8 protein-coding genes are annotated in these 9480 nt (G+C 62.2%); 5 read left to right on the forward strand and 3 right to left on the reverse strand.

Going from position 1 to position 9480, the window contains the following annotated elements; genetic code table 11:
- Positions 1 to 1262 (forward strand): hypothetical protein (locus tag DM995_RS21375; protein ID WP_198669411.1); only part of this gene is annotated, 1262 nt, incomplete at its 5' end.
- Between the two features lie 107 nt (positions 1263 to 1369).
- Here the strand turns inward: DM995_RS21375 and DM995_RS17415 are convergent.
- Both DM995_RS17415 and DM995_RS17420 read right to left on the reverse strand, forming a co-directional pair.
- Entirely contained in the window at positions 1370 to 2212 is an 843-nt protein-coding gene (locus DM995_RS17415; protein ID WP_157973259.1) for a phasin family protein, read from the reverse strand.
- Positions 2213 to 2365: 153 nt separating this feature from the next.
- Positions 2366 to 4186 (reverse strand): PHA/PHB synthase family protein, encoded by a 1821-nt coding sequence (locus tag DM995_RS17420; RefSeq protein ID WP_116970221.1) that lies wholly within the window; start codon positions 4184 to 4186, stop codon positions 2366 to 2368.
- Between the two features lie 174 nt (positions 4187 to 4360).
- On the opposite strand from DM995_RS17420, the gene DM995_RS17425 reads away from it, so the two are divergent.
- The 4 genes from DM995_RS17425 (at position 4361) to DM995_RS17440 (ending at position 8220) form a co-directional block, all read left to right on the forward strand.
- Positions 4361 to 5572: an LL-diaminopimelate aminotransferase gene (locus tag DM995_RS17425; protein WP_116970538.1), complete on the forward strand. Its 1212-nt coding sequence runs from the start codon at positions 4361 to 4363 to the stop codon at positions 5570 to 5572.
- A gap of 425 nt (positions 5573 to 5997) precedes the next feature.
- A complete protein-coding gene (locus tag DM995_RS17430; RefSeq protein WP_116970222.1) occupies positions 5998 to 6687 on the forward strand; it encodes a glutathione binding-like protein in 690 nt (229 codons plus the stop codon).
- A 112-nt stretch (positions 6688 to 6799) separates the two neighbouring features.
- Entirely contained in the window at positions 6800 to 7426 is a 627-nt protein-coding gene (locus DM995_RS17435) for a 2-hydroxychromene-2-carboxylate isomerase (RefSeq protein WP_116970223.1), read from the forward strand.
- Positions 7423 to 8220 (forward strand): crotonase/enoyl-CoA hydratase family protein, encoded by a 798-nt coding sequence (locus DM995_RS17440; protein ID WP_116970224.1) that lies wholly within the window; start codon positions 7423 to 7425, stop codon positions 8218 to 8220. The genes DM995_RS17435 and DM995_RS17440 overlap by 4 nt, the downstream gene beginning before the upstream one ends.
- Before the next feature lie 178 nt (positions 8221 to 8398).
- Here the strand turns inward: DM995_RS17440 and DM995_RS17445 are convergent.
- A partial coding sequence (locus DM995_RS17445) for an amidohydrolase (protein ID WP_116970225.1) occupies positions 8399 to 9480 on the reverse strand: 1082 nt, incomplete at its 5' end.

The raw sequence follows: 9480 nt of genomic DNA on the forward strand, positions 1-9480 counted from the left end.
ACTTTTCACATGATGAGTCTGGAGAAGTTTATGAGCTAAAAGTAATAAGTGAAGATTATGATATGAACGAGGCTTCAAAAAAATTTAATGAAGCTGTCTTGCGCCTCAAGGCCCCTTGCATTCTAGCTTTTGATGAAATTGACTATATTACACCAGGTAGTCCGACTGCTGATCATTGGAGGCGAGAATTTGTAGATTTTTGGCGGAATATACGTGCAGGTTATCAAGCCGCTACTCGGGCTGGAGGGAAATTATCAGTATTAGTTTGTGGGGTTTCGAGCAAATGGTTCTCGGTTGAGTCCATCGACGGGGTAGAAAATGCCGCACTATCTTTTGTGCCAGAGGAATATCTCAGCCCTCTCCCTCGCGGTGCAGCAGTTGCAATGATCAAGAATGTAGGTGCGATGGCTGGCTTGCATTTTGAAGATGCTGCTGCAGAAGCGATTGCTGCGGCTTGTAGTGATATGCCATTTTGGATTCGAAAGGCTTGTTCATATATCCACGGACGCACTGACACTGCTGCGCGACCACTAACTATGACCAAGGATGCAATTGGTCCTAGTTTGAAGTTTTTTATTGAGAATGAAGGTGCTAGCATGGCTACGGTGGCCCTTCAGCACCTTTTTAGGGTTTACCCTGAACTAAAGTCAACGGCGTTGGCCATTCTCGGGGATAGTAAAGACGGCCAATCACCTGCAGCTCTAAGGGTTTTAAAAAATTATGGTTTAGTCTCGGCACGAGGAAATTTGTCAGGATCCATTATCGAGGCTGGACTGCGCAGGCTGTTGGATGAAAGTGCTGTTGGAGTCGTCGAAGTTGATAAGCAGCCTGAGGTGAAACTTAAGCTTGGTCTGAGTGATTGGGTTGAAGAAATACAGATCATCTCTAGGAGGCGTAATCTCATTGAGCGTCGATTGAGAGGGGTAGCCTTTAACTTTATTCGATTTGTCTCTTTAACTGACAAGTCGAAGAACTCTAAGGACATCATATTGTCCGCATTGGATGCCCAGCGTCGGAGCGAGTTGTCTGGTTACAAAGTAGAAGAGATCGCTGAAAGAATTTATTGGCGAGAGTTGATTAATATAATTTCAAAGAATTGGGATGTTTTCCAGGCGGTGTTTTACGATAAGAGGATTCTAAAGGAAAATGCCTCTATTGTAAATGAACGCCCTGACGCGCACGCTAAGGACATCGATTTGGCGGATGTGGCTCTATATCGACGCGCTTTGGATTGGTTTGAAGCTTGCCTTGAGAAGATGTAGTCGAAAAGATATGTAGAATTGGGTTTGTCTAATTTCGGATGCGCAAAAAAGCCGCCCCGGTCGCCCGGAGCGGCTTTTTCAATTCCCAGCGGGAAGGGGCGTAAGGGTTACGCGGCCTTCTTGAAGCTGTCGACCGCGACGCTGACGCGGTTCGAGATCGGCTGGAACACGTCGCCGGCCAGCTTGATGAACGCTTCGCTGTTCTTCGAGGTCTGGGCGACGGCGGTGTCGAAGCTCTTCTTGACCAGCTTGGTCTGCAGCTCGATGAACTCGGTCGGCGACTTGACGGTGGTCATTTCCTTGAGCGCCGCGGTCAGCTCTTCAAAGCCCTTCTTGGCGTCTTCGGCATAGGCCTGGCCCATTTCCTGCGCGCCCTTGGCAGCGATCTTGCCCGATTCGACCAGGGCTTCGACATTGCCCTTGTTGAACTCGCTGGCCTGCGAGACCATTTCGGTGCCCTTTTCATAGGCGGTCTTGGCGCGGGTCGACATGTCGCCCATCAGGCTCTTCAGACGCTCGGTCATGGCTTCGGCGGTCTTCTTGGTTTCGGCGGTGATGGTTTCTGCGGTGGTCATGATGATCGATTCCTTCTTGATTGCGGGTGCGGCGGCCGGGACGGCGGCCTGTAATGCGGGAACTGCGGACTGTTTAACGAGCGTGGTCTTGGGCTTTGCCGGTTTGGCGGCAGGCTTGGCCATCTTGGGTTCCGGGGCCTTGACGACGGGCTTGGCAGCCACCGCCTTGGCCACGGGGGCAGGCTTCGCCGCCACGGGCGCCGGGGTTACGGCAGGTGCCGCAGCCTTGGCGACCTTCGGCGCGACCACGGGGTCGGCAGCCTTGGCAGGTTCGGCCTTGGGAGCCGCCGGAGCGACTTCCGTCTTCGCACTCACGGCAGCGGCATAAGCCTCGCCAGCGTCCTTGGCGGGGGGCATCTTACCTTGATCAGACATTGCGGTCTCACTCTCGTGCTGCTTCATGCTGCACTGCACAATAGTGATCGGAGGGCTGGACGTCAAGGAAAATGTTGCACTGCACAAAAGGCCGGCGAGCGCAATAACCTGATGCTGATTTTATAGCGCGCCCGCACGTTTGCCGCAAGAGCGTCAGCGCGCCTTGACGTAGCGTCCCGGCGCATCCTCGATGGCCTTGAGCTTGCCTTGGCCGGGCACGCGCGCGCCCTTGGCCTTCACGGTCTTCGGGTCGTGCGCCTTGAGCCACTCGATCCAGTCGGGCCACCAGCTGCCCTTGGTCTCCTTCGCACCTGCGACGAAATGCTCGAGGCTGTTCGCAGGCGCGTCATTGGTCCAGTACTGGTATTTCTGCGCCGAGGGCGGGTTGACCACGCCCGCGATATGGCCCGATCCTGCGAGCACGAAGCGGGTGGGGCCGGACAATGCCTCGTTCAGCCGCCACACGCTTTCCAATGGTGCGATATGGTCCTCCTTGCCCGCCTGGATATAGGCCGGGGTCTGGATGAGGCGCAGGTCGATCGGCGTGCCGTCGATGCTCAGCGATCCGGGCTGGACCAGCCGGTTGTCGCGGTAAAGGTCCTTCAGATACGACTTGTGCCACTTGGCGGGCAGGTTGGTGGTGTCGCCGTTCCAGTGGAGCAGGTCGAACGGGGGATAATCCTCGCCGAGCAGATAGTTGTTGATCACATAGTTCCAGATCAGGTCGCGCCCGCGCAGCAGGTTGAAGGTCGCGGCCATGTAGCGCCCGTCGAGATAGCCCGCGCTTCCGAGCTGCTCGATCAGCGCGAGCTGCTCGTCATCGACGAACAGGGTGAGGTCGCCCGCCTTCTCGAAATCGACCTGCGCGGTGAAGAAGGTGACCGATTTCACCCGCTCGGCCTCGCCGCGCTTCGCGAGCAGCGCCAGCGTGGCGGCGAGCGTGGTCCCCGCGACGCAATAGCCGATGGTGTGGACCGAGGGCACCTCGAGCAGGTCGCGCACGGTATCGATCGCCTCGATCTGCGCCTTGACATAATCGTCCCAGATCACCTCGGCCATGCTCTCGTCGGCGGACTTCCACGAGACCATGAACACGGTGATGCCCTGCTCCGTCGCCCATTTGACGAAGCTCTTCTGCGGATTGAGATCGAGAATGTAGAAGCGGTTGATCCAGGGCGGGAAGATGACCAGCGGCGTCTCCACCACCTCGTCGGTCGCAGGCGCATACTGGATGAGCTGGAACAGCGGGCTTTCGTACACGACCTTGCCCGGCGTCACCGCGATGTTGCGGCCCAACTCGAACGCATTGGGGTCGGTGTGCGTGAGCTGGCCCTTGCGCATGTCGGACAGCATATGGTCGAGGCCCTTGAGCAGGTTCTCGCCCTTGCTCTCGACCATCTTCTCCATCACCAGCGGGTTGGTCAGCGCGAAATTGGCGGGGCTCGACGCGTCGATCATGCCCTTCAAGGCAAAGCGCAGCTTTTCCTTCTGCTTGGGCTCGAGCCCCTCGAGCCGGTCGGCGACGCGCAGCATCTGTTCGCTGACCATCAGATAGCTCTGCTGGATCAACGCATAGACCGGGTTGTCGTGCCACTGGCGCGCGGCGAAGCGGCGGTCGCTGCGCAGCTCGGGTACCTGGGTCGGTGTCGCGGGCGGGCCGCCCTCATGCTCGGCGATCAGCGCAGGCGGGGTCATCGCGCCGATAAAGCCCTGCCACAGAGTCATACCGTCGCGCCACATATCGGCCTGGGCATCGAGCATCGCCTGCGGCATCGACCCCATCCAGGCGGGGAGCTTCGCCTGGAAGGTCGCGGGATCGGTCAGCGCGGGCAGGTCCTTCTGCGCCATCTGCTGCGCCATGGTCGCGGCATGTTCGAGCATCATCTGCTGCGCGCGGCCGAACACCCAGGTCCAGTGCTGCATCTCTTCCAGCGTGGGCAGTCCCGGCGGGGTGAAGTCTTTCTCGGCGGACATGGGCGGCCTCTCGTTGGCTTTGCTTTGGGCTGTCCTAGCAGCGTGGGGTTGCAAAGATAAGTCCCTGATAATTGCTCGATGACCGCCGCAGAATTCCCGCTTTTGCTCGACACGCGCGCATACATAGGTCAAGGATGCCGCTCCATTCACGGAGAACTGAAAAGCGAAATCGATATGTCCGACGAATTCTACCGCATCAAACGCCTGCCGCCCTATGTGATCGCTGAAGTCAATGCGATGCGGGCCGCGGCGCGAGCGGCCGGAGAGGACATTATCGATCTGGGCATGGGCAATCCCGACCTGCCGCCGCCGCCGCACGTGATCGAGAAGCTCTGCGAAGTCGCGATGAAGCCCGATGCGCACGGCTATAGCCAGTCCAAGGGCATTCCCGGCCTGCGCCGCGCCCAGGCGAACTATTATGCGCGCCGCTTCAATGTCGAGCTCGATCCCGAGACCGAGGTCGTGGTGACGATGGGATCGAAGGAAGGCCTGTCGAGCCTGGCCACCGCGATTACCGCGCCGGGCGATGTCGTGCTCGCGCCCAATCCCAGCTATCCGATCCACACCTTCGGCTTCATCATCGCCGGTGCCACCATCCGCTCGGTGCCGACCACGCCCGACGAGAATTACTGGCGCTCGCTCGACCGCGCGATGGCGTTCACCGTGCCGCGGCCCTCGGTTCTGGTGGTCGGCTATCCCTCCAACCCGACCGCCAAGGTGGTCGACCTGGCGTTCTACGAGCGGCTGGTCGCCTGGGCGAAGGAGAACAAGGTCTGGGTGCTGTCGGACCTTGCCTATAGCGAGCTCTATTATGATGGCTGCCCGACCCCCTCGATCCTGCAGGTGCCGGGCGCCAAGGACGTCGCGATCGAGTTCACCTCGATGTCCAAGACCTATTCGATGGCCGGATGGCGCATGGGCTTTGCTGTGGGCAACCGCCAGCTGATTGCCGCGCTCACCCGGGTGAAGAGCTATCTCGATTATGGAGCATTCACGCCGATCCAGGCGGCGGCCTGCGCGGCGCTCAACGGGCCGCAGGATATCGTCCAGAAGAACCGCGAGCTCTATCACAAGCGCCGCGACGTGATGATCGATGCCTTCGGCCGCGCCGGCTGGGATATCCCGCCGCCGCGCGCCTCAATGTTTGCCTGGGCCCCGCTTCCGCCTGCGCTCAAGCATATGGGAAGTCTGGAATTTTCCAAGCAGCTGCTGCAGCACGCCAAGGTCGCGGTCGCGCCGGGCGTGGGCTATGGCGAGGACGGCGAGGGCTATGTCCGCATCGCGATGGTCGAGAACGAGCAGCGCCTGCGCCAGGCCGCGCGCAACGTGAAGCGCTATCTCGCCAGCATGGGCGTCAACACGCCGGGCCAGGCGGTCGGCTCCTGAGCCACCGCTCTCAACCCTCCGTTTCGGAGGCGACTGCGCTCAAAGCGATGCGATGAACGCGCTTTAATGCTGCCCGGGGCACAAGGCCGTGCCCCGGGGGGCTGGCATGAAATTTCCGTCCGATCCGGCACTGGGTGGCGCATCCCCGGCGAGCGCATCGCCAGGCGCGGCATTGCCCGCGCGCCGCTGGCTGCTCGCCGGGGGCCCGCCCGATGCGCTCGAGCGAATGGCGCTGGCGCTCTCGCGCTTCGGCATCGATGCCCAGCCCTGGCCGGGCGCCCCCGATGCAGCGCGCCACCGCCCGGTGCTGTGCGATGCGCGCCAGCGCGGCGAGGTGCAGCCCTGGATCGATGATCTGCCGCGACGCGGGGCGCAGCGGTTATGGTCGGTTGCAAGACGCAATGCGAATCCGCGCGGGAGAGGCCATGATCGATCTGTATTACGCCCCCACACCCAATGGGTGGAAGATCTCGATCATGCTCGAGGAATCCGGGCTGCCCTACACGGTCCGCCCGGTCAATATCGGCGCGGGCGAGCAGTTTGCACCCGAATTCCTCAAGATCAGCCCCAACAACCGCATTCCGGCGATCGTCGATCATGCACCGGACGGCGGCGGCGATCCGGTCAGCGTGTTCGAGACCGGCGCGATCCTGCTCTATCTCGCGGAGAAATCGGGCCGGTTCCTGCCCCGTGATCTGCGCGGGCGGTACAACGTCCTGCAATGGCTGATGTGGCAGATGGGCGGGCTGGGGCCGATGCTCGGCCAGAACGGCCATTTCAAGCTCTATGCGCCCGAGAAACTGCCTTATGCCATCGACCGCTATGAACGCGAGACCGCGCGGCTCTATGGCGTGCTCGACCGGCGGCTGGGCGAGGCGGACTATGTCGCAGGCAGCGAATATACCATTGCCGATATCGCGATCTTCCCGTGGATCATGACGCACAAGCGGCAGGAGATCACGCTCGACGACTATCCGAACATCAAGCGCTGGTACGCTTTGTGCCGCGAGCGACCCGCGCTGCAGGCAGGGCTGGCGGTGATGAAGGACGCGATCAACCGCAACCCGCAGGCGGACGCGAAGGTGCGCGAGACATTGTTCGGGATCAGGACGTGATGACGCTCCGTCCCGTTCTCCGGCGAAAGCCGGAGTCCAGAGCGGCTACATCACGACGTGACTCCTGGGCTCCGGCTTTCGCCGGAGAACGGGTAACGAGGATAGCTTCATCATGACCCACCCAATCGAAGTCTGCTTCGACCTGTCGAGCCCCTGGACCTATCTCGCCTTCCACAACATCCGCCCGATCGCGGCGCGGCATGGCGCGGAGATCCACTGGACACCGATCCTGGTCGGCGGGGTGTTCAATGCGGTCAATCCCTCGGTCTATGCCGCGCGCAAAGCGACCGACAGCCCCAAGTTCCGCCATATGGGCAAGGTGATGCGCGACTGGGCGACGCTGGCCGGGGTGGAACTCAAATTCCCCGTGCCCTGGCACCCGTTGAAAAGCGTGAACGCGATGCGCGCCTGTTGCGCGCTGGAGGATGACCAGCGCGCGCTCGAGCGCTTCGCCGAGGCGGCCTTCGACGCCTATTTTGTCGAGCAGCGCAATCTCGACGATCCTGCGGAGATCAAGGCGGTGGCCGTCGCGATCGGCATGGACGGCGCGGCTCTGGTCGAAGCGGCGAACAGCCAGCCGGTCAAGGATCGCCTGCGCGCGAATACCGAGCGGCTGGTGGCGCGCGGCGGCTATGGATCGCCCTCGATTTTCGTGGGCGGCACCGATATGTATTTCGGCAACGATCAGCTCCCCTTGGTGGAGCAGGCACTCAAGCGCAACGGAGAGGCAGTTTCATGAACGACCGGGTCAGCATCAGCATCGAGAACCACGTCGCCGATGTGCGGCTCAACCGCCCGGACAAGATGAACGCGCTCGACCCGGCGATGTTCGACGGCATCATCGCTGCGATCGACCGGCTGGAACAGGAACCGGGCGTGCGCGCGGTGGTGCTGTCGGGCGAGGGGCGCTCGTTCTGCGCCGGGCTCGACATGGCAAGCTTCACCGCGCCCGCGGGCGGGTCGGACGGCTCTGCGCCGTCGAAGCTCACCGACCGCACCTATGGCAACGCGAACAAGTTCCAGCAGGTCGCGTTCGGCTGGCGCAAGCTGCCGATGCCGGTGATCGCGGCGGTCCACGGCGTGTGCTTCGGCGGCGGGCTGCAGATCATGTCGGGCGCGTGCATGCGCATCATCGCGCCCGATGCGCGGCTGTCGATCATGGAAATGCGCTGGGGCCTGATCCCCGACATGGGCGGCTATGCGCTCTGGCGCGGCACGGTGCGCGACGATGCGCTGCGCGAGCTCACCTATACCAACCGCGAGTTCAGCGGCGAAGAGGCGGGCCGAATCGGCTTTGCCACGCATGTCTATGCCGATCCGCACGCGCGCGCGATGGCGATCGCCAGCGAGATCGCGGGCAAGAACCCCGACGCCATCCGCGCCGCCAAGGACCTGTTCAACCGCACCCCGGACATGGATACCGATGCCATCCTGATGGAGGAAAGCGTCTTGCAGGAAGGCGTCATCCGCACGCCCAACCAGATGGAGGCGGTCTTCGCTTTCATGCAGAAGCGCGCGGCGAATTTCAGCTGAGGTGAGGGTTTGCGGGACGGTTGCGTGACGTCCCTCGACACGCTCGGGACAAACGGAGATTGTGCGGGCATTGGAGCCGTAGTCGCTCACTGGCCCACATCCGTTTGTCCCGAGCCCTTCGGCTGGCTGGCAGGCCAGCCGCTCAGGATGAACTGCGTCGAGGGACGTATGCGCCAGCTCAATCCCGGTAATCGAGCGGTGGCTTGCGGTCGCCGAGCAGCGAATTGTAGGTGTAGTTCGGCCCCAGCGCCTGCTTGAACGCGGCGGTGGCCTCGTCGCGCAGGGCCGGGTTGGTGTAGAGCTCGATCGCCGCCAGCGTCATCGCCTTGGCGGCGACCTGAGCCCCCTTGAAGCCGATCGACATGCCGCTCGCCGCGGCCGATTGCCAGCTGTGCGAGGACGTGCCCGGCACCCAGGTGGCGGTGCGCACGCCCACCGTGGGTGTCGCATAGGAGACATCGCCGACATCGGTCGAGCCATAGCCCAGGGTCACGTCATAGGGCTGGATCTCGCTCTGGCTGCCCAGCGGCAGGTCGGGCTTGTCGAAGCTTGCGCGGATGCCCTCGGCGAACCTGGTTTCGTCGGGCGTATAGTTGATCCCGCCGACCTGGCGCAGCTTGGCGTCCATCATCTTCGCCAGCGGTTCGTTGACCAGCAGCGCGTTGTTGCCGTGGATGATCTCCCATTCGACCTTGGTGCCGGTGCCCTGCGCCGCGCCCTGGGCCGCCGCCTCGAGCCGGGTCCAGATGCGGCGCACCTCGTCGGCATCGGGGTGGCGGACATAATAGAAGACCTCGGCAAAATCGGGCACGACATTGGGTGCGCTGCCGCCTTCGGTGATGACATAATGCATCCGCGTCTGCTGCGGCACATGCTCGCGCATCATGTTGGCCATCATGTTCATCGCCTCGACTCCGTCGAGCGCGGAACGCGCGCGCTCGGGCGCGCCTGCGGCATGCGCGGAGACGCCGGTGAAGCGAAACTTGGCCGAACGGTTGGCCAGGCTGGTGCGCGCCGCCGCACTGTTCTCGTCATCGGCATGCCAGTGGATCGAGAAATCGACGTCCTTGAACAGGCCTTCGCGCACCAGATAGACCTTGCCGCTGCCGCCTTCCTCTGCCGGCGTGCCGTAGAGCCGCACCCGGCCCGGCGTGCCTGTGGCCTTGAGCCAGTCGCGCACCGCGAGCGCCGCGCCCAGCGATCCTGCCGCGAACAGATTGTGCCCGCAGGCATGCGCCGCGCCCTTGCCTGGCAGTTGCG

Origin of the sequence: Blastomonas sp. UPD001 (genome assembly GCF_003426715.1) — a bacterium.
Classification (GTDB): Bacteria; Pseudomonadota; Alphaproteobacteria; order Sphingomonadales; family Sphingomonadaceae; genus Blastomonas.

Excerpts from the sequence above, each read along its gene's own strand:
- DM995_RS17435 (WP_116970223.1), top strand. The coding sequence starts at position 6,800 with ATGACCCACCCAATCGAAGTCTGCTTCGACCTGTCGAGCCCCTGGACC.
- DM995_RS17415 (WP_157973259.1), bottom strand. The coding sequence starts at position 2,212 with ATGTCTGATCAAGGTAAGATGCCCCCCGCCAAGGACGCTGGCGAGGCT.
- DM995_RS17440 (WP_116970224.1), top strand. The coding sequence starts at position 7,423 with ATGAACGACCGGGTCAGCATCAGCATCGAGAACCACGTCGCCGATGTG.
- DM995_RS17420 (WP_116970221.1), bottom strand. The coding sequence starts at position 4,186 with ATGTCCGCCGAGAAAGACTTCACCCCGCCGGGACTGCCCACGCTGGAA.
- DM995_RS17425 (WP_116970538.1), top strand. The coding sequence starts at position 4,361 with ATGTCCGACGAATTCTACCGCATCAAACGCCTGCCGCCCTATGTGATC.
- DM995_RS17430 (WP_116970222.1), top strand. The coding sequence starts at position 5,998 with ATGATCGATCTGTATTACGCCCCCACACCCAATGGGTGGAAGATCTCG.